Origin of the sequence: Enterobacter sp. R-1.6.2 (assembly GCF_035064085.1) — a bacterium.
In the GTDB taxonomy this organism is placed as follows: Bacteria; Pseudomonadota; Gammaproteobacteria; order Enterobacterales; family Enterobacteriaceae; genus Enterobacter; species Enterobacter asburiae_B.
Genome location: NZ_JASEYI010000011.1, coordinates 79,673 through 97,851 on the forward strand (window position 1 = coordinate 79,673; position 18,179 = coordinate 97,851).

At 59.3% G+C, this 18,179-nt stretch carries 14 protein-coding genes and 1 other RNA gene; 4 read left to right on the top strand and 11 right to left on the bottom strand.

Annotation, left to right across the window (positions count from 1 at the left end; translation table 11 throughout):
• Positions 1-2: 2 nt before the first annotated feature.
• The gene (locus QMN93_RS13560) at positions 3-710 is read right to left on the bottom strand and encodes a CoA transferase subunit A (RefSeq protein ID WP_064672329.1); all 708 of its coding nucleotides are present in this window, start codon (positions 708-710) and stop codon (positions 3-5) included.
• Positions 711-849: 139 nt separating this feature from the next.
• On the opposite strand from QMN93_RS13560, the gene QMN93_RS13565 reads away from it, so the two are divergent.
• On the top strand, positions 850-1,773 hold the full coding sequence (locus tag QMN93_RS13565; protein ID WP_033145286.1) for a LysR family transcriptional regulator: 924 nt from the start codon (positions 850-852) through the stop codon (positions 1,771-1,773).
• Here QMN93_RS13565 and QMN93_RS13570 read toward each other — a convergent pair.
• The 8 genes from QMN93_RS13570 to QMN93_RS13605 all read right to left on the bottom strand — a co-directional run bounded on the left by QMN93_RS13570 (position 1,740) and on the right by QMN93_RS13605 (position 9,870).
• On the bottom strand, positions 1,740-2,519 hold the full coding sequence (locus QMN93_RS13570; RefSeq protein ID WP_033145287.1) for a heme ABC transporter ATP-binding protein: 780 nt from the start codon (positions 2,517-2,519) through the stop codon (positions 1,740-1,742). The genes QMN93_RS13565 and QMN93_RS13570 overlap by 34 nt on opposite strands.
• Complete coding sequence (locus QMN93_RS13575; RefSeq protein WP_193139072.1) at positions 2,512-3,504, bottom strand: iron ABC transporter permease; 993 nt, start codon at positions 3,502-3,504, stop codon at positions 2,512-2,514. Before QMN93_RS13575 ends, QMN93_RS13570 begins: the two co-directional genes overlap by 8 nt.
• On the bottom strand, positions 3,504-4,325 hold the full coding sequence (locus QMN93_RS13580; RefSeq protein ID WP_193139074.1) for a hemin ABC transporter substrate-binding protein: 822 nt from the start codon (positions 4,323-4,325) through the stop codon (positions 3,504-3,506). The genes QMN93_RS13575 and QMN93_RS13580 overlap by 1 nt, the downstream gene beginning before the upstream one ends.
• Complete coding sequence (locus QMN93_RS13585) at positions 4,322-5,350, bottom strand: hemin-degrading factor (RefSeq protein ID WP_193139076.1); 1,029 nt, start codon at positions 5,348-5,350, stop codon at positions 4,322-4,324. The genes QMN93_RS13580 and QMN93_RS13585 overlap by 4 nt, the downstream gene beginning before the upstream one ends.
• A gap of 35 nt (positions 5,351-5,385) precedes the next feature.
• Positions 5,386-7,368: a TonB-dependent hemoglobin/transferrin/lactoferrin family receptor gene (locus tag QMN93_RS13590; protein WP_193139078.1), complete on the bottom strand. Its 1,983-nt coding sequence runs from the start codon at positions 7,366-7,368 to the stop codon at positions 5,386-5,388.
• A 77-nt stretch (positions 7,369-7,445) separates the two neighbouring features.
• Positions 7,446-7,628: a hemin uptake protein HemP gene (gene hemP / locus QMN93_RS13595; RefSeq protein WP_032638304.1), complete on the bottom strand. Its 183-nt coding sequence runs from the start codon at positions 7,626-7,628 to the stop codon at positions 7,446-7,448.
• A 209-nt stretch (positions 7,629-7,837) separates the two neighbouring features.
• Positions 7,838-8,884 (bottom strand): 3-deoxy-7-phosphoheptulonate synthase AroH, encoded by a 1,047-nt coding sequence (gene aroH / locus QMN93_RS13600; protein WP_033145292.1) that lies wholly within the window; start codon positions 8,882-8,884, stop codon positions 7,838-7,840.
• Positions 8,885-9,036: 152 nt separating this feature from the next.
• On the bottom strand, positions 9,037-9,870 hold the full coding sequence (locus tag QMN93_RS13605; RefSeq protein ID WP_023311315.1) for a pyruvate, water dikinase regulatory protein: 834 nt from the start codon (positions 9,868-9,870) through the stop codon (positions 9,037-9,039).
• A 335-nt stretch (positions 9,871-10,205) separates the two neighbouring features.
• Between QMN93_RS13605 and ppsA the strand changes: the two genes are divergently transcribed.
• From ppsA to QMN93_RS13620, 3 genes are all read left to right on the top strand, one after another.
• Positions 10,206-12,584, top strand: a complete 2,379-nt coding sequence (ppsA, locus tag QMN93_RS13610) for a phosphoenolpyruvate synthase (RefSeq protein ID WP_193139080.1) — start codon at positions 10,206-10,208, stop codon at positions 12,582-12,584.
• Positions 12,585-12,817: 233 nt separating this feature from the next.
• On the top strand, positions 12,818-14,218 hold the full coding sequence (locus tag QMN93_RS13615; RefSeq protein ID WP_033145293.1) for an MFS transporter: 1,401 nt from the start codon (positions 12,818-12,820) through the stop codon (positions 14,216-14,218).
• Positions 14,219-14,221: 3 nt separating this feature from the next.
• Positions 14,222-16,597 (top strand): glycoside hydrolase family 3 N-terminal domain-containing protein, encoded by a 2,376-nt coding sequence (locus tag QMN93_RS13620; RefSeq protein ID WP_182383393.1) that lies wholly within the window; start codon positions 14,222-14,224, stop codon positions 16,595-16,597.
• A gap of 5 nt (positions 16,598-16,602) precedes the next feature.
• On the opposite strand, the gene rprA is transcribed toward QMN93_RS13620, so the two are convergent.
• Together rprA and ydiK are read right to left on the bottom strand one after the other, a co-directional pair.
• Positions 16,603-16,710, bottom strand: an RNA gene (gene rprA / locus QMN93_RS13625) — antisense sRNA RprA.
• 209 nt (positions 16,711-16,919) lie between these two features.
• On the bottom strand, positions 16,920-18,035 hold the full coding sequence (ydiK, locus tag QMN93_RS13630) for an AI-2E family transporter YdiK (RefSeq protein WP_193139082.1): 1,116 nt from the start codon (positions 18,033-18,035) through the stop codon (positions 16,920-16,922).
• Positions 18,036-18,179 lie beyond the last annotated feature (144 nt).

An 18,179-nucleotide genomic window follows, 5' to 3' on the forward strand; every position in this document is an offset into this window, starting at 1 on the left:
CGTCAGACTCCTTCCGCGCGCAGGGTGCGCTGTTCAATGCGTTTTTCAAACTGGCCGACAATCAGCCTGTCGACGTAAATTCCCGGGGTATGAATGGCCGACGGGGGCAGCTCGCCCGGGGGAACTATCTCTTCCACCTCGACGACCGTTATCCGGCCCGCCGTTGCCATCAGCGGATTAAAATTTTGCGCGGTATGCCGATAGACAACGTTGCCGTACCAGTCCGCTTTCCAGCCCTTAATGAGCGCGAAATCGCCGGTAATGGCCTCTTCAAGGATGTAGTGCTTCCCCGAAAACTGGCGCACGTCTTTGCCGGCAGCCACGGGCGTGCCGTAGCCGGTGGCCGTGTAAAATGCCGGAATGCCCGCGCCGCCCGCGCGCACCTTTTCCGCCAGCGTGCCCTGAGGCGTGAGTTCAATCTCCAGTTCGCCGCTCAGCACCTGCCGCTCGAACAGGGCGTTCTCGCCGACGTAAGAGGCCACCACTTTGCGAACCTGCCGCGTTTCGAGCAGTATCCCGAGACCGAAACCGTCCACGCCGCAGTTGTTTGATACCACCGTCAGATCTTTCACCTGACGGCGTCTGACCTCTGCAATCAGGTTCTCCGGAATCCCGCACAGGCCGAAGCCGCCCGCCAGCAAGGTCATTCCGTCCGTCAGCCCATCCAGCGCCTGCGCATAGCTGCCGACGCGCTTGTCCAGTCCCGCCATAGTTATCCCTCCCGTTATCCGTGCCGGTATCATTAGGGGCGGCGACTCATTTGTTAATTTTGAATTTGTGACCCACTCATTTGGTTTTTTTATTAATTTCTGTTAACTAATTTTTTTCAATTAGTTAACAGGATGAAAAATGAGAATGAGTGTCAAACAGTTACGCGCGTTTTTAGCGGTAGCTCACACTCTCAATTTCGCGCACGCCAGCGAACGGCTGAATCTTTCCCAGCCGGCCCTGAGCCTGACGATTAAAGCGCTGGAGGATGCGCTCGGCGGACCGCTGCTGCAGCGGAGCACGCGCAAGGTCGCGCTGACGCAGGAGGGGGAGACGTTTTTGCCGATGGCGCGTCAGCTGCTTGCCGACTGGGATAACGTCGAAGAGGCGATGCACCAGTGCTTTACCCTGCAGCGCGGTAAAATTTCGGTTGCGGCCATGCCGTCGTTTGCCGCGAATGTCCTGCCCGAGGTGCTAAAAGCGTTTCGCGATCGCCATGCCGGGATCAACGTCACCGTGCATGATGTCATTAACGAGCAGGTGATAGAGATGGTGCGGGAAGGGCGGGTCGAGATGGGCATCGCCTTTGAGCCCGCGCCAACGCACAACCTGCTGTTTACCCCGCTGGGCCTCGACAGGTTTGTGGCCATTGTGCCAAAAGATTCCTCGCTGGCAGGCAAGAAGCGCCTGTCATGGGAAGAGCTGCTGACGCTGGATTTCATCACCCTGCAGCGCCCTTCGGCGGTACGTCTGATGATGGAGGAGGAGCTGGCGCGAAGCGGCAGAAAGCTGGACGTGGCGCTGGAGAGTCATCAGCTGGTGACGGTCGGGCGAATGGTCGCGAGCGGGCTGGGCGGCAGCGCCGTTCCGGCGCTCTGCGAGGCGCAGATGACGGCGCTGGGCGCGGTCTGTATTCCGCTGGATAACCCGCCGATAGAAAAGTGCATTGGAGCGATCCATCCAGGACACACGCAGCTCTCTAAAGCGGCGCATGCCCTGCTGGAAACGCTGAAAGATTTTTACCAGCCCAATCAGGGGGCGAGAAACACCTGCGGCGCGGCGTGAGCCGGATGCCTGCCGACGATAACCTGCGCGCCGTACCAGCGCGCCAGCGCGTCGGCCTGCAAAACGGTTTCCGGTGCTCCCTGGGACACGATTCTGCCGTCATGCAGCAGCAGGATGCGGTCCGCCCACAGCGCCGCCAGATTAAGGTCGTGCAGCACCGCGCAAACGTGCAGATGACCCCGACGGGTCAGGGATTTCAGCAGGCGCAGCAGATGCTGCTGGTGATAGAGATCCATCGCAGACGTGGGTTCATCAAGGAACAGCCAGCCGCGCGGCGCGCCGTCGCACCAAAGCTGAGCCAGCGCGCGGGCGAGCTGGATGCGCTGCTGCTCGCCGCCGGAGAGTGCGGCAAACTGCCTGCCCGCCAGCGGTAAACAGCCGGTGACGGCCATGACCTCCTCAATAACCGTCGCTTCAGGCGTGCGGGTCCAGGGCGCTCGCCCCATACCGACGACCGCCTCAACCGGCCAGTCAAATCCGAGCTGCGTGTTCTGGCGCATTACCGCCCGGTAGCGGGAAAGCCTGTTCGGCTGCCAGGCCGCAAGCGGTGTGCCCGCCAGGCTGCACCGTCCGCCCGCAGGTTTAAGGTAGCCGGTCAGCAGCCGCAACAGCGTTGATTTCCCGGCGCCGTTGGGGCCAATCAGCGCCACCAGCTCGCCCTGAGATAAGGTCAGCGACACGTCGTCAATCAGCGTGCGTTGTCCGGCGCGAAAAACAAGGTTTTCAGCACAATAGCGTTCAGCCATGCGCACCTCCGCGATGAAAGATAAGCCACAGAAACCACGGCGCGCCGAGAAGGCTGGTCAGTAAGCCGACCGGCATTTCCGCCGGTGCGACCAGGCTGCGCGCCAGCGTATCGGCAACCAGCAGAAGCAACGCGCCGGCCAGCACCGAGCCGGGGAGCACGGCCCGGTGGTCGGCTCCCAGCCACATGCGCACCAGGTGCGGCACCACCAGGCCGACAAAGCCGATCACGCCGCTGACCGCAACGGCGGCGGCCACCAGCAGGGCGCTGCACAACAGCAGGATCCGCTGCACGGCGGCAACCTCCACGCCGAGGTAATGTGCCTCTTCGTCGCCCAGCTGCAGCAGGTTGAGGGCGCCTGCCAGACGCCAGATCGCGAGCACGGTGGGAACCATCAGCGACGCGACGACCAGCAGCGTTGACCACTGCGCCTGGCCGAGGCTGCCCATTCCCCAGAGCGAAAGCTGGCGAAGCTGGGCATCATTGCTGAGCCATGACAGCACCCCGACGGCCGCGCCGCACAGGGCGTTGATAGCAATTCCCACCAGCAGCAGGCGCGACAGGGAAGCGTCACGCTGACGGCTGAGCAGGAAAATCACGAAGGTGGCGGCCAGCGCGCCGAGAAACGCCGCCAGCATCGGGGCATACAGCATCACCAGTGCAGGCAGCGAGAGCGGAAGAACCACCCACAGCGCAACGGCGAGCGCTGCGCCGCTGCTGATGCCGAGCAGTCCCGGGTCTGCCAGCGGATTTCGAAACAGCCCCTGCATCACGCAACCCGCCAGCGCCAGTGAACCGCCGATCGCCAGCGCCAGCAGCACGCGAGGCAGGCGGATTGTCAGCCAGATTTGACGCAGCGCCTCGTCGGTCCCGTTCCACATCAGGCTGATCGGCAGGTGTAATGCCCCAACCCCGGTCGCTGCGAGCGTCATGATGGTCAGGATCGCGGTCAGCATCCATAATGATAAGGCGATCCGCCGGGACATCAGGGCAGCAGCTCCGCTTTGGCACGCAGCTGCTGGATGGCTTCCGGCGTTCGCACGCTGAAGCCCAGCAGCGCCATATCGTCAATCGCCAGCACCTGCTTGTTCCGTCCCGCCGGGGTTTGCGCCAGGCCGGGCAGCGTCCACAGATTCGCTTCACCGCCCAGGGCGTTGAGACCGTCCTGAGAAATCACCACCAGATCGGGTTGGCTGGCTATCGTGCCTTCCTGAGACAGCGGCTGATAGCGGGTAAACCCCTGCATCGCGTTCTGCAGCCCCGCCGCACGAATGGCAGCATCCGCGCCGGTCTGTTGTCCGGCGGCCATGGCGGTCATCCCGCCGTGGTTGAGAATAAACAGCACCCGCTTATTGAGCGGCGACGCGGGAAGCACCGACAGCGCCTGGCGCAGGGTGCTGCGCAGGACCTCCCCCTCGGCCTCGCGGTGCGTCGCTTCAGCGACGATCCGCACCTTTTCGTCAATAACGTTCAGGTTGTTACCGGCAGGAACAGCGATCACCCTGACGTGGCTTTGCTCAACCTGCTTTAGCGCCAGAGACGGCTGCGCCTGAGCGCTGGCCAGCACCAGCGTGGGGCGCATGGACAAGATCCCTTCCGCATTGAGCTGGCGCAGATAGCCCACGTCAGGCAGTGAATTCGCCGCCTGCGGCCACCGGCTGGTGCTGTCGCGGGCCACCAGCGAGGACGCCGCGCCGAGAGCGTAGACAATCTCGGTGACGTCGCCGCCGAGGGTAACGATTTTCTCCTGCGGCGCCGCAGACGCCAGCAGGGGCAGGGCGCTAAGCAGGGCAAGCCACCGTTTCATGCGGCCAGCCCTTTCGCCGTTAAGGCGTCAATCTGGCTGCGCCACTGGCTCTGCTCCGGTTCGCCTTCCGTACGCTGGCCGTACAGCTGGGCGATTTGCGTTCCGTCGGCGGCAAACAGCTCCAGGCTGGTGACATGCCCGTCAGCCGTCGGCTTGCGCGTGACCCACGTTTCCGCAATGGATCCTTCAAGCAGATGCAGGGTAAAGGTTGGGTTAAAGACGTTCAGCCAGCCTTTCATTGGCACCAGCTTTTCCACCGCGCCGGTGAAGATCTGCACGCAGCCGCGGTTGCCGACGAAGACCATGATTTCGTTACCGTCCCGACGCGCCGTCTCCAGGAGCTGCGCCAGCGCGGTGTTTTCTACCCGGCAGGCCAGATCGTCACCCACCAGGCGAAACGTCTGCTGGCGGCTGAGGTTATGGCGCTTGAGCAGGCTGAAGAACTGATGAACGTCGGTCATGGCGCGCCACTCGTTATCCACGAGAGCGGCATTTGCGTTTTCTGCATGAGCCGGAGCATCGGCTATCCTCAACGCCAGCGGCGGGTTGTCGGCAAAGATAAAGCGGGTCAGCACGTCGCCCCAGGCGGAAACGTCGGTGTTGTCCGTGGCGTAGACCTTCAGCAGGGCATCGCCCTGGTGATCGAAGAACTGAATGCTCTGCCGCTCGCCGCGTGCGGTGGCTTCACTGATGTGAAACGCGCTCGACCACTGGTTGAGGAACAGGCGCAGATCCAGCGCGCGCGGGTTCAGCACCAGCCCGGCGTGGCCGTTCAGGTGCTGGTTGGTAAATCTCCCGACCTGCTCGTGTACGGCGTATTCGTTGCGGCAGATACATTTGGTTTCGCCCACCGCCTCCAGCGCGCCCAGGATCTCGCGGATTTCACCGCGCAGTCGCCAGGCGTCGTGACCTACGCGGGCAAAGGTCAGCTCTGCTTCACTGATGTTCATTAACCCCGCGACGTCGCGCGCGTACATACCCGGATTGGCTTCTTTTAGCTCAAGCCAGCGCGTGTAGTGATTCATTGTCTCTTCCTTCTGAATAGTTGCCCCGAAGGGAATTACCACTGATAGCTTACGAAAATCTTGCCGTTACGACCGTCCTGCGGAATGCCCTGAGGTGACCAGTACGCTTTGTCAAAGGCGTTGCCCAGCACCAGCGTAGTGGTCACGCCTTTGAGCCGCTCCTGGCCTTTGTAGCTCACGTAGAAATCGTTGACCGCATAGCCCGGCTGCTTGCTGTAGCTGCCGCTGATATGCGTTGAGCGATCGACAAAAGTACCGATCCAGCCGACGGAGAACCCGCTTTGCGCCACCGGGATATCCAGCTTGCTGGTGACGGTGTCCGGGTTAATGCTGGAGATGTACTCGCCCGTATCGGTGTCTTTCCCGCGCGTGCGGTTGTAGGCCAGATCGAGGTTGAAGAGATCGGCCGAGTATTTTGCCATCATATCCCAACCCCAGATTTTGGCGTTCGGAACGTTGTACGACATGGTGGTCGCGGCGGCAAAATCGACGGTGGTGGAGATATAGTCTTTGGCTTTGGTGTCGAAATAGCTGGCTTTAAACTCCAGCGCATCGTTGGCAAGCATCAGATTGTCAAAGCGCAGGCCAAAACCAAACTCCTGCGTTTCGTTGGTTTCCGGGCGCAGGTTCGGGTTTGGCACCCAGTAGTTGGTATAGAAGCGGCCAATGGAGAAGTGTTTGGCGTCGTTATACATTTCGCCCATGGTCGGCGCGCGGAAGGCCTGCGCGTAAGAGCCAAACAGCATCAGCCAGTCGGTTGGGCTGATGGTTAACCCGGCGCGGGATGACCACTTGTCTGCATCCACATCTTTGTAGCCGTCGCTGCTGCCGCGGTAGCTGTCATAGCGCGTGCCGCCCAGCAGGGTAACAGGCAGATCGCGCAGGGTGATCTCATCCTGCAGCCAGCCGGAGCTGAAGTCGATTTTCGCGTCCGGGAAGCCGGTGGTTGCCCCGCCCGGATGCTGCTCCTGACGATAGTATTCCCCGCCGTAGGTCAGAAGGTGTGCTGCAAAGGTGTCGCTGAACAGACGGGTGCGGTTTTCCACCTTGCCGCCTTTGGTGGTCTGCTTGCGGAACTCACCGCTACCGTCGACGTTCTGGGCATTAATGCGCGCTTCGGACCAGTAGACCTTCGCGTCGGCGTCCAGCCAGTCGTACCCTTCCGGTGAAATGTGGTAGCCAACCTGCGCATCGCGCTGGATGGTGGAGCGGTCGGTCATCGGGTTACTGCTGTCCGCCCCGGTGGTTTGCGGGTTTTTCGGCTCCTGAGCGGCGTTATTGTAGTAGCGCAGGGAGCCGCTCAGGGTCTGGGCGGGGTCGATTTTCCAGCTGCCTTTCGCCAGCATGTTGTTGATGGATTCGTCGTTAGGCGCGGTTGCACCGTCGCTCTGGCGGACATCACCGCGATCCCGGCTGGACCAGGAGACCAGACCGTCAAGCGTATCGGTGCGGCCGTAGGCGCTGGCCCCCATCCCGAGGCTATGATCGCCCGTTGCGCCCGTTCCAAACACGCGGTAGCCGCTGTTTTTACCCGGTTCGAGCAGATCGTTGGCACCGGCGGTGTCATAAGAGATCACGCCGCCCAGCGCGCCGCTACCGTACAGCAGGGCCGACGGGCCGCGGACCACCTCGATACGTTTGATTAGCGCGGGATCGAGAAAGGTGCTGTTCAGGTGACCGGTGTCGGTGCCCTGACGCACGCCGTCAACCAGCACCAGCACGCCGCGACGGTCATAGCCGCGCAGGTTGACGTCCTGCCCGTTAGTGCGCCCAGTGCCGTCCAGCGTCAGACCGGGGACGTTACGCAGCAGGTCGGCCGCCGAGCTTGCGGTTTGTTTCTCCGGCGCGCTGGCGTCAATTACGCTTACCATCATGGGCGCTTCAAAGGTGCTGCGGGCGTTGCCCGTGGCGGTGACGGTAATGTCGTCTGTGGCGGCGAACGCGACGCCCGGTAGGGTACTGGCAATCGCCAGCGCCAGAAGTGACGGACGTAAAGATGCGGAAGGCAGGTGTGGCATAGCAACTCTCCATAAGAAGTGAAAAGCGCTGGCTGCCTGGGTATCACCTGGGTGGCTGGCGTATTTTTAGGTGTTGTTTATTTTGTGAGGATCAGTTTTCCGGCATGGGTCTGGCGCAGAAGATAGCGCTGTCCGTCATGCTCGATAATGACCCGTCCCTCATCGCCGAGGAGGGTTTTGCTGTCAATGCGACGCTCGGCGGGGGCTGGCGCTGTGTGTGTTTTTGCTGGCGTTGCCGCGCTGTTATCCGTACGTGACATAATGTTTATAAATAACAATCAATGTAACAATGATAATCATTATCAATAAACTGCAAATTGACGGCAAGCATTTTTGTGAAAAAAGGGTGAGGGGATCAAATTTGGGGGTGAGGTGCGGTTTGATGCCCTCACTCCGACCCTCTCCCACAGGGAGAGGGAGAAGGGCACAATCGTAGGTCGGGTAAGCGCAGCGCCACCCGACAATAACATCAGAAGCGAGAATCTACCGCAGCTGCCAGCTTTTCCAGCAGCAGTTCGCTGTCTTCCCAGCTCAGGCACGGGTCGGTGATCGACTGGCCGTAAACCATCTGCTGTCCGGCAACGATTTTCTGCGTGCCTTCTTTGATAAAGCTCTCAGCCATAATCCCTGCAACGGCGGTCGAGCCGCTGCGGATCTGCTGACAGATCTCATCGCAGACGTCCAGCTGGCGGCGATGCTGCTTCTGGCAGTTGCCGTGGCTGAAATCCACCACCAGATGTTCCGGCAGGTCGAATTCGGCCAGCGTTTCACAGGCCGCCGCAATATCCTGGGCATGGTAATTGGGTTTCTTCCCGCCGCGCATAATGATATGCCCGTAAGGGTTACCGCTGGTCTGGTAGATGGTCATATGACCGCTCTTGTCCGGCGACAGGAACATGTGGCTGGCACGGGCAGCGCGGATGGCATCAACCGCGATACGGGTGTTGCCATCGGTCCCGTTTTTGAAGCCGACCGGGCAGGAGAGGGCAGAGGCCATCTCACGGTGGATCTGGCTTTCGGTGGTGCGCGCGCCAATCGCGCCCCAGCTGATCAGATCGGCGATAAACTGCCCGGTCACCATATCGAGAAACTCGGTCGCCGTCGGAACGCCCAGCTCGTTGACCTGTAAAAGCAGCTTACGTGCCAGCTCGATACCGTGGTTAACGCGATAGCTGCCGTTGAGGTCAGGATCGGAAATCAGGCCTTTCCAGCCCACCACGGTGCGCGGTTTTTCAAAGTAGGTCCGCATCACGATCTCAAGGCGATGCTGGTACTTATCCCGCAGTCCCTGGAGTCGTTTTGCATAATCCATCGCGGCATCCAGATCGTGGATGGAGCAAGGCCCAATGACCACCAGAAGACGTTTGTCTTCACCGTTCAGGATTTTTTCAATGCGGCGGCGGGAGGCCGTCACATGTTCCGCGACGGCGGCGGAAACGGGATGCCGCTGTGCCAGTTCAGCCGGCGTGACCAGGCTGTCAATGCGCGCAGTGCGGAGTTCATCGGTTTTATTCATGGAATGTCTCAGAAAATTTTTGCTTCATCGGCAGACTACCGGGAAGTGATGGGCATCACCTTAAACCAATCCCTGCTGATTTCAAGTTCGGGGCGACACCGCCCCGTGGTTGCAGGTGATGATACCTGAATCTGAGCTAATGTACTAGCATATTAGTACATGCGGCGATTAAGCCCCATAATGTCGAGAATTTTGGTGGCAATTTCTTCAACCGAATAGTTGGTGCTGTTCAGCCACGGGATCTGATTTTTGCGGTACAGCGCTTCCACTTCGGAGACCTCCATCCGGCACTGGCGCATGGAGGCGTAGCGGCTGTTCTCGCGACGCTCCTCGCGGATGGCCGCAAGGCGTTCAGGGTTGATCGTCAGGCCGAACAGCTTGTGCTGCAGCGGCTTAAGGGCGGCGGGCAGCACCAGGTTATCCATATCGTCGGCGATAAACGGGTAGTTTGCGGCGCGAATGCCAAACTGCATCGCCAGATAAAGGCTGGTCGGGGTTTTGCCGCAGCGCGACACGCCAAGCAGGATCACCTGCGCCTGGTCGAGATTTCGCAGCGAAATACCGTCGTCGTGGGCCAGGGTGTAGTCGATAGCGGCGATACGCGCGTCGTACTTGGTCAGGTTGCCGGGGTTCAGCCCGTGGGTTCGGTGGGCAATCGGGGTCGGGTCGAGCTTAAGCTCGCTCTGCAGCGGCGCCACCAGCGCCTGCACGATATCCTGGCAGAAGCCTTCACTTTGCAGAATGATGGAGCGAATCTCGGGGATCACGATAGAGTAGAACACCAGCGGGCGGACGCCGGTCTGCTGGTAGATGGCGTCAATCTGGTCCTTCACCGCTTTGGCGCGGCTCTCGTTTTCGACAAACGGCAGCGTGATGCTGTTAATCGAGACGGGAAACTGCGACATCACCGCGTGGCCCAGCACCTCGGCGGTGATCGCCGTACCATCAGAAATATAAAAAACGTGGCGATCGACAGCACTATCCATTTTACTCACCCTGAATATCAGACCTAATTGTCTGAAAGCATAAATTAAAAAAGTAATTTACACAGCAAAGAACTTATCCTAATTATGAATGAAACGCTGTTTTTGATTTTCCTGAAAAGTGGATTTCATTTTTCAAATAGCGACTTTATTTTTGGGGTTTCTGGCTGAATATAGAGGAATCATCGGGTTAATCGTTGATGGGAAAGTATCCGAAAAGTTGAAATTTTAAATTGCTTACACGATTCACCGTTTTTTTAGCGGAAATAAATATGCCAGTATAAATACGTAGTCAGGTGTTACTTACTCCGATCAAATATCACAAAAGGATTGTTTCGATGTCCAACAATGGCTCGTCACCGCTGGTGCTTTGGTATAACCAACTCGGCATGAATGATGTAGACAGAGTTGGGGGCAAAAATGCCTCCCTGGGTGAAATGATTACAAATCTGTCGGGTATGGGTGTCTCCGTACCGAACGGGTTTGCCACCACCGCCGATGCCTTTAACCTGTTTTTAGACCAGAGCGGTGTTAACCAGCGCATTTACGACCTGCTGGATAAAACGGATATTGATGACGTAACCGAGCTTGCCAAAGCCGGGGCGCAGATCCGCCAGTGGATCATCGACACACCTTTCCAGCCGGAACTGGAAAAAGCCATTCACGACGCGTACAACCAGCTCTCTGCTGACGATGCGCAGGCCTCCTTTGCCGTACGTTCCTCTGCGACCGCAGAAGATATGCCGGACGCTTCGTTTGCCGGGCAGCAGGAAACCTTCCTGAACGTCCAGGGTTACGATGCGGTGCTGGTGGCGGTGAAGCACGTGTTTGCTTCCCTGTTCAACGATCGCGCCATCTCCTATCGCGTGCACCAGGGCTACGACCATCGCGGCGTGGCGCTCTCCGCTGGCGTGCAGCGCATGGTGCGCTCGGACTTGGGCTCATCCGGCGTGATGTTCTCCATTGATACCGAATCCGGCTTCGACCAGGTGGTGTTTATCACCTCCGCGTGGGGTCTGGGTGAGATGGTGGTGCAGGGCGCGGTAAACCCTGACGAATTTTACGTCCATAAGCCAACGCTGGCCGCTGGCCGTCCGGCGGTGGTGCGTCGCACCATGGGCTCGAAAAAAATCCGCATGATCTATGCCCCGACTCAGGAGCATGGCAAGCAGGTTAAAATTGAAGATGTACCGCAGGAGCAGCGCGACCGCTTCTCCCTGACCGACGCCGAAGTGCAGGAACTGGCGAAGCAGGCGGTGCAGATCGAAAAACACTACGGCCGTCCGATGGACATCGAATGGGCAAAAGACGGTAATACCGGCAAGCTGTTTATCGTGCAGGCGCGTCCGGAAACCGTCCGCTCGCGCGGTCAGGTGATGGAGCGTTATACGCTGCACGCGCAGGGTAAAATCGTGGCGGAAGGCCGCGCCATCGGTCACCGCATCGGTGCCGGTCCGGTCAAAGTGATCCACGACATCAGCGAGATGAACCGTATTGAGCCAGGCGACGTGCTGGTGACCGACATGACCGACCCGGACTGGGAACCGATCATGAAGAAAGCGGCGGCTATCGTCACCAACCGCGGCGGTCGTACCTGCCACGCGGCGATCATTGCCCGCGAGCTGGGCATTCCCGCGGTTGTCGGCTGCGGTGACGCCACCGAACGCATGAAGGACGGGCAGAACGTGACCGTCTCCTGTGCCGAAGGCGATACCGGCTACGTCTACGCCGATATCCTCGACTTCAGCGTGAAGAGCTCCAGCGTGGATACCATGCCGGACCTGCCGCTGAAGATCATGATGAACGTCGGCAACCCGGACCGCGCGTTTGACTTCGCCTGCCTGCCGAACGAAGGCGTTGGCCTGGCGCGTCTGGAATTTATCATCAACCGTATGATCGGCGTTCACCCGCGCGCGCTGCTGGAGTTTGACGACCAGGATCCGAAGCTGCAGAACGAAATCCGCGAGATGATGAAAGGCTACGACTCACCAAAAGAGTTCTACGTCGGCCGTCTGACCGAAGGGATCGCGACGCTGGGCGCCGCCTTCTATCCGAAACGCGTGATCGTGCGTCTGTCTGACTTTAAGTCTAACGAATACGCCAACCTGGTAGGCGGCGAGCGCTACGAGCCGGAAGAAGAGAACCCGATGCTGGGCTTCCGCGGGGCCGGACGCTACGTGTCCGACAGCTTCCGCGACTGCTTCGCGCTGGAGTGTGAGGCGGTGAAACGCGTGCGCAACGACATGGGGCTGACCAACGTCGAAATCATGATCCCGTTCGTGCGTACCGTGGATCAGGCGAAAGCGGTGGTGGACGAGCTGGCGCGTCAGGGTCTGAAGCGCGGCGAGAACGGGCTGAAGATCATCATGATGTGCGAAATCCCGTCCAACGCCCTGCTGGCCGAGCAGTTCCTCGAGCACTTCGACGGCTTCTCTATCGGCTCGAACGACATGACGCAGCTGACGCTGGGTCTGGACCGCGACTCCGGCGTGGTCTCCGAGCTGTTCGACGAGCGCAACGAGGCGGTGAAAGCGCTGCTCTCCATGTCCATCCGCGCGGCGAAGAAGCAGGGTAAATACGTCGGGATCTGCGGTCAGGGCCCATCTGACCATGAAGACTTTGCCGCATGGCTGATGGAAGAGGGGATCGATAGCCTGTCCCTTAACCCGGACACCGTGGTGCAAACCTGGCTGAGCCTGGCGGAACTGAACAAGTAACGCAACGCTGACCCGAAAAGGCGAGGATATTATTCCTCGCCTTTTTTATTTCATTTCTTATTTGCTCCCCATCACAAATAAAGTAAAAAACCAAATATCATAATTTGTCTGTCAATTTAGACAATTGTTAGCGCGCAAACCGTTGCTAATACTTGAGCCTTACTGCGCATTTCCCTTAAGAAGATGCGCAACTGGTTGAAATACGTTTTAACCTGATAAAAAGGCAAATAACAATGACACTCTCCTCTGTATTGCGTACCAAAGATAAAATAGGTTATGGCTTAGGCGATATGGCCAGCGCGCTGGTCTGGCAAACGGCTACCTTATTTCTCGCTTATTTTTATACAGACGTATTTGGGCTGCCCGCCGCGATTATGGGCACCATGTTTTTAGTGGTGCGCGTGGTCGATGCGTTTGTCGACCCGTGCATTGGCGCACTGGTTGACCGCACCCGGACGCGTCACGGACGTTTCCGTCCCTGGCTGCTGTGGTTTGCTATCCCGTTTGGCGTGAGCTGCCTCATTACCTTCTATGTGCCGGACGTTGGGCCGACGGCGAAAATCGTTTACGCCTGCGTGACCTACGCGATTTTAAGCCTGATTTACTCCGCGATTAACGTGCCTTACTGCGCCATGCCCGGCGCGCTGACGCTGGACCCGCGCGAGCGTCATTCTCTGCAGTCGTGGCGCTTTGGCCTGTCGTTTATCGGCGGGCTGATCGTGACGGTTATTGCCCTGCCGCTGGTCTCACTGTTAGGCCAGGGCAACGTGCAGAAAGGCTATTTCTATGCCATGAGCCTGATGGGTCTGCTGGGAATTGTGCTGTTCTTCTGCTGTTTCCTGATGACCCGCGAGCGTTATTCTCCGCGCAATGATACCTCCGGCTCCATGCTCACCGATTTAAAACTGCTGGCCGGGAACAGCCAGTGGCGGATTGTTTTTCTGTTTAATATTTTGCTGTTAACGGCGGTGGTGACGCGCGGTTCCGCCACCATGTATTACGTGAACTATGTGCTGCTGCGTCCGGATCTGGTTTTTGCCTTTATTGTTTCCGGCATGGTGGCCTCCTTAAGCGGCGCATTATTATCTGAACGGCTGCTGGGGAAATTTGACCGCGTGCGCGCCTACCAGTGGACGATTATCTCCTTCGTTATCTTCGGCGCGCTGATTTTCTTCCTGCCTCCTTCACAGGTGTGGCTAATCTTTGGCCTTAACATCGTCTTTAGCTTTATTCAAAACCTCACCACGCCGCTGCAATGGACCATGTTCTCCGATGTGGTCGACTACGAAGAGCACCGCAGCGGCCGTCGTCTGGACGGGCTGGTCTTCTCCACCGCGCTGTTTGCCATCAAGTTTGGCCTGGCGCTGGGTGGGGCGGTCGTCGGTTGGGTGCTTGGCATGGTGGATTACGCCCCGGGCCAGGCAACCCAGGCGCCAGGCGTTCTCTCGACCATTAACGCGCTGTTCACCCTTATCCCTTGCGCGCTGTTCCTCTGCATGGTCGCGCTGCTTGCTATCTACAAACTCAACAGCCGGCTGGTGGATTCCATCGCCCGGGAGCTGGCCAGCAAGCGTGAAGTCAGACCCGAAGCGGGGCAGCTTCGCCCGGCAACCCCTTCCGCACTACAGGAGTAAAATATGACGACTATCTATAAGGACGCGGGACGTCCCGTGCACGAGCGCGTCGCCGATTTACTGGCGCGCATGACCCCGGAAGAGAAGTTCGCCCAGATGCACGCGTACTGGCTGATCCTCGATGAAAACGGTAACCACCGCGAGCGCAGCGATCTGAGTGACGAATTCGCCGGCGTGAGCGAGCAGGCTGCGCTCAGCGAACGGCTGAAGCTGGGCGTCGGGCAGATCACGCGGCCGCTGGGCACCCACATCGTTGACGCGAAGACCGGCGTGCGCGCGGCGAACCGCCTGCAGCGCATGATGATGGAAGAGACGCGTCTTGGCATTCCGGCGCTGTTCCACGAGGAGTGTCTGGTGGGGCTGCTGTGCAAAGACGCCACCCTTTTCCCGTCGTCATTGAACTACGGTTCGACCTGGGATCCGGAGCTGGTGCAGCGGGCGGCAGAGCAGATTGGCAAAGAGGCGCGCTCCGTCGGCTGCCAGCAGGGGCTGGCACCGGTGCTGGACGTATCCCGCGACGTGCGCTGGGGGCGAACGGAAGAGACCTTCGGGGAGGATCCCTGGCTGGTGGGCGTAATGGCGACCGCCTACGTGAAGGGCTTACAGGGCGATAAGCGCGATCTGCTGGCGACGCTCAAGCATTACGTGGGGCATTCGTTCAGCGAAGGAGCGCGCAACCATGCGCCGGTCCACCTGGGGTTCAGCGAGCTGAACGACACCTTCCTGCTGCCGTTCGAAATGGCGGTCAAGCTGGCAAACGCCGGTTCGGTGATGCCCGCGTACCACGATATTGATAACCAGCCGGGGCACAGCGACAGCTTCCTGTTGACCACCGTCCTGCGAGAGCAGTGGGGGTTCGACGGGATTATTGTCGCGGACTACGGCGGCGTCAGCCTGCTGCACCAGCACCACGGGATTTCCCACGACGCGGCCGAATCTGCTGCGCTGGCGTTCAACGCCGGGCTGGACGTTGAGCTGCCGAAAGACGACTGCGCGCGGCATCTGGCGGAAGCGGTAGAGCGCGGGCTGATCTCTATGGCGAAGGTCGACGAGATCGTGGCGCGTACGCTGACGGAAAAATTCCGCCTTGGCCTGTTTGAAAAGCCGTACGCGGATGAAAACGGTATCGATCTGCAAAACGATATGACCCGCCAGGCCGCGCGGGAGGTGGCGACGAAATCGATCACGCTGCTGGAAAACAACGGTATTTTACCGCTCGGCGGCAAACCCCGCGTGGCGGTAGTGGGGCCGACGGCAGACGATCCGCTGGCGTTACTCAGCGGCTACAGCTTCCCGGTGCATTTGATCATCAGCGATATGGTGGAAGAGACCTCGCAGGTCACGACCCCGCGCGCGGCGCTGGAGCAGTATCTCGGTGCATCGAACGTCCGCTATGCCAAAGGGTGCCACATCATCGAAAAACGGATGGCGGGCGCGCCGGTCTTCCCTGGCGACAGCGGCGGCAAACCGATGCAGCAGTCGCCCGTATCGCAAAGTACCGCCCCGATCCCCGAGGCCGTGAACGCCGCGCAGGAGAGTGACGTGGTGGTGGCCTGCGTGGGCGATCTCGCCGGGCTGTTCCAGAGCGGTACCGTGGGGGAAGGTTCCGATACCGATTCCCTGAACCTGCCGGGCGTGCAGCAACAGCTGCTGGAAGCGCTGGTCGCCACCGGTAAACCGGTGATTGTGGTGATGACCGGGGGGCGTCCATACAACCTGCAGGGTCTGGAAGATAAGGTCGCGGCGCTGATGATGGCCTGGGCGCCGGGGCAGGAAGGGGGCTGGGCGATTGCGGACGTGTTAACCGGGCGTGCGGAGCCGCAGGGTCGCCTGGTGGTGAGCGTGCCGAAAAGCGCCGGGGCGATGCCTTATTACTACAATCACAAGCTCAAAAGCGGCGGCACGCCGTTTGCGTTCCATTTCGGATCGCGTTACCCGTTTGGCTTCGGCCTCGGCTGGACGACGTTTAGCTGGGGCGCTGTCCGCGTCGTCGAAAGCAGCGTGCCGGTCGACGGCGAGGTGACGCTGAGCGTGGATATCACCAATACCGGAGAGCGCAGCGGCAGCGAGGTGGTGCAGGTTTACGTCAGAGATAAGGTCGCCACGCAGGTGCGGCCGCTTCAGGAGCTGAAGGCCTTCCAGCGCGTCACGCTCTCGCCGGGAGAAACCGCCACGCTCACCTTCACGCTGCCGGTTGAGATGTTCAACTTCACCCGTCGCGACGGAAAACGCATCGTTGAGCCGGGCGAGTTTGAGCTGCAGGTTGGCGCATCGTCGGCGGATATCCGCGAGACGGTAACGGTCAATGCGACAGGGGAAACGCGGGTGCTGCCGGCTGAGTGGCGGATGCTCAGTACCTGTGAGGTCAGGCGCGCGTAGTCAGGATAAAAAAAAGCCCATCGTGGGAGATGGGCAAAGACTACACACAGCAATTCGTTGTTTCACTCAGGGGATTTCCATGCTTATAAATCAAGGTGTTGATTTATAACCGTGTGCTAATAGTAGGCATTGTGTTATTTAGCGTCGATCGGATTCGTCTCAATAGTTAAAGAGACGTAAAGAATTCTTGAGGTTATTAGCAGACTTACTGCTGAAAAGGCGGGTCTGACCAGTGAGCAACGAATAAATACTTTAGCAGTGTTTAAGTATCATGCGAGAGAGTGTAGGCCGGGTGAGCGTTAACGCCACCCGGCAGCATACCTTAATGCGTGTTCTTCTCTTCCAGCTCTTCCAGTTCGCTCAAAATCACGTCCGGGTCAGTTCCCGGCGGCGGAATTTCATGCACCCAGGCAGAGAACAGACGCCAGGTGACGGCGAGCAGCACCGGGCCGATAAACAGGCCAATCATGCCAAAGGCAATCAATCCGCCAATGACCCCGGAGAGGATCAGGATCAGCGGCAGGTCTGCACCCATGCGAATGAGGATCGGACGAATCACGTTATCCATGGTGCCGACCACGCAGCTCCAGACCAGCAGCACCGTTCCCCACGTGGTATCGCCCGTCCAGTAGAGCCAGATAATGCTGGGAACCAGCACCAGCAGAGGTCCCAGCTGTGCAAGACAGGTCATCAGCATGACCACGGTGAACACGGTGGCGTACGGTACGCCGGAAATCGCCAGACCGATCCCGCCCATCACCGCCTGCACCAGCGCGGTGACCACCACGCCCAGCGCAACCGCGCGCACGGCCTGCGCGGCCAGCAGTACCGCCGCGTCACCGCGTTTTCCCGCCAGGCGGGTGGCAAAGTGACGAACGCCTAAAGCCACCTGCTCGCCGCGCCAGTAGAGCAGGGCGCTGAAGAGCAGCATCAGGGTACAGTGCATCATAAAGCGGCCGATATGCGCCGCCTGACCGACAAACCAGGTGGTGGTGGTGCCAATGTACGGGCGGACTTTTGCCATCAGCGCGCTGCCGCCCATCTCCAGCAGGCTATGCCAGCCGCTGTAGAGTTTGGCGCCCACCAGCGGAATGCTGTTCAGCCAGGCGAGATCCGGCAGCGTCAGGTCGCCGCTGCTAATGGCGCGAATAACCGGGCCACTGGAATCCACCAGGCTATTTACCAGCAGGGCAATCGGAATGATAAACAGCAGGAACAGCAGGAGCGTCATGACCAGCACGGCGAGCCCACGACGGCCGAACAGCAGCTTCTGCAAGCGCAGCAGCAAAGGCCACGTGGCCACGACAACGGTCGCAGCCCACGCAAAGCCGAGAATAAAGGGTTGAACAATCCACAGACACGCAATAATCATGAGGGCCAGAAACAGCACCGACAGCAAAATTTGCGCAACATCCCTGGGCTGGCGAAGATTGACCATAAATGAAACTTTCCTTAAAAGAACGCCAGTACGACTGGCGGGAACGGAAAACCGCGTCTCTTTAATCATTAATGATCTCAGCGGTTTTTAACAGGCGAATTCTGCCTGTAATTCAGCAGAGATTATAAGAAAAAAATGTGATAA

Excerpts from the sequence above, each read along its gene's own strand:
- QMN93_RS13560 (WP_064672329.1), bottom strand. The coding sequence starts at position 710 with ATGGCGGGACTGGACAAGCGCGTCGGCAGCTATGCGCAGGCGCTGGAT.
- QMN93_RS13565 (WP_033145286.1), top strand. The coding sequence starts at position 850 with ATGAGAATGAGTGTCAAACAGTTACGCGCGTTTTTAGCGGTAGCTCAC.
- QMN93_RS13570 (WP_033145287.1), bottom strand. The coding sequence starts at position 2,519 with ATGGCTGAACGCTATTGTGCTGAAAACCTTGTTTTTCGCGCCGGACAA.
- QMN93_RS13575 (WP_193139072.1), bottom strand. The coding sequence starts at position 3,504 with ATGTCCCGGCGGATCGCCTTATCATTATGGATGCTGACCGCGATCCTG.
- QMN93_RS13580 (WP_193139074.1), bottom strand. The coding sequence starts at position 4,325 with ATGAAACGGTGGCTTGCCCTGCTTAGCGCCCTGCCCCTGCTGGCGTCT.
- QMN93_RS13585 (WP_193139076.1), bottom strand. The coding sequence starts at position 5,350 with ATGAATCACTACACGCGCTGGCTTGAGCTAAAAGAAGCCAATCCGGGT.
- QMN93_RS13590 (WP_193139078.1), bottom strand. The coding sequence starts at position 7,368 with ATGCCACACCTGCCTTCCGCATCTTTACGTCCGTCACTTCTGGCGCTG.
- hemP (WP_032638304.1), bottom strand. The coding sequence starts at position 7,628 with ATGTCACGTACGGATAACAGCGCGGCAACGCCAGCAAAAACACACACA.
- aroH (WP_033145292.1), bottom strand. The coding sequence starts at position 8,884 with ATGAATAAAACCGATGAACTCCGCACTGCGCGCATTGACAGCCTGGTC.
- QMN93_RS13605 (WP_023311315.1), bottom strand. The coding sequence starts at position 9,870 with ATGGATAGTGCTGTCGATCGCCACGTTTTTTATATTTCTGATGGTACG.
- ppsA (WP_193139080.1), top strand. The coding sequence starts at position 10,206 with ATGTCCAACAATGGCTCGTCACCGCTGGTGCTTTGGTATAACCAACTC.
- QMN93_RS13615 (WP_033145293.1), top strand. The coding sequence starts at position 12,818 with ATGACACTCTCCTCTGTATTGCGTACCAAAGATAAAATAGGTTATGGC.
- QMN93_RS13620 (WP_182383393.1), top strand. The coding sequence starts at position 14,222 with ATGACGACTATCTATAAGGACGCGGGACGTCCCGTGCACGAGCGCGTC.
- ydiK (WP_193139082.1), bottom strand. The coding sequence starts at position 18,035 with ATGGTCAATCTTCGCCAGCCCAGGGATGTTGCGCAAATTTTGCTGTCG.